The organism is Henriciella sp., from assembly GCF_029937755.1.
Classification (GTDB): domain Bacteria; phylum Pseudomonadota; class Alphaproteobacteria; order Caulobacterales; family Hyphomonadaceae; genus Henriciella.
This window is the reverse complement of sequence record NZ_JAPYPG010000032.1, coordinates 1-1,164: the sequence shown is the minus strand read 5'-3', so window position 1 is coordinate 1,164 and position 1,164 is coordinate 1. Positions and strand designations below refer to the sequence as shown.

1 pseudogene is annotated in these 1,164 nt (G+C 61.2%); it reads left to right on the top strand.

Annotated features, from left to right (window positions below):
• Window positions 1-1,164: pseudogene (locus Q1K29_RS18435) on the top strand (Tn3 family transposase); the annotation flags it as partial.

Sequence of the window (1,164 nt, the reverse complement as noted above, 5' to 3'; positions counted from 1 at the left end):
GTTGCAGGCTCTCTTGGTGAACGATCCGTCTCTTGGGCAAACGCGTCTCACGTGGTTGCGTGGCTATCCGCATTCGACCAGTCCAGCCAGCATGACCGCGCTTCTGGATCGCTTGAACTATCTGCGATCGTTGGATTTGCCGCCAAACCTTGGGCACGGCCTCCACCCTGACCGGTTGCTCAAGTTCGCGCGCGAGGGCGCGGTGGCCCCTGTGAGCTTGCTGAACGATTTTGGCGAACGGCGACGGATCGCAACGCTCGCGGCGCAGATGGCGGATTTATCCATCACGATCACCGACGCGACCATCGCCATGTTCGAGCGTCTGACCGGCCAGCTCTTCTCACGCTCCCGCAATCGCCAGGAGGAGGTCTGGCGCATGGGCAAGACCCGGGTTGGCAAACTGATGCAGCTCTTCGGCGCGTCCATTGATGCCATGGCCCGCGCACAAGATCTGGACCAAGATCCCTTTGCTGCGTTGGATGCGGATGTCGGGTGGGAGACTCTTCTGGGCAAGCGTGACGAAATCGCCGACTTCGGGGAGTTGGCAACCAGTGACCCACTCGCTCTGGCGGCTGAGCGCTATGCCTATATGCGCAAGTTTGCTCCTACCTTCCTTGAGGCTTTCGAGTTCAACGCCACCGATGCAGGGGATGACCTCAAGGACGCAATCGCCTTGCTGCGCGACCAGAACCGCACCGGTAAACGCAAGTTGCCCGATGATCCGCCCATGCCCTTCGCAGCCAAGCATTGGCCGTCGCTGATCGTCCAGGACGGTAAGCCACAACGGCGTGTGTACGAGACCGCCGTTGTGTCTACCTTGCGCGAGCGCCTTCGCGCCGGAGATGTCTGGGTCGACGGCAGCCGTGAATATCGCCGGTTCGACAGCTACCTGAAGCCACGGGACAAAGCCGAAACCATCATGCGGGATGCGGGCTTCGAAACCGATCCGGACGCATGGCTATCTGACCGGCGGGCAACGATGGCGAAACGCTTTGACCAGGTTGAGCGCGCCCTGAAGCGCAATGCACTTTCTGGTGTCCGCATTGAACGTGGGCGGTTGAAGATTACGCCACATGACGCGATCACACCGCCCGCCGCCGTACGCCTGGAACGGGCGATTGATGCCGTGATGCCCCGCATCCGCATCACAGAGTTGCTCTGGGA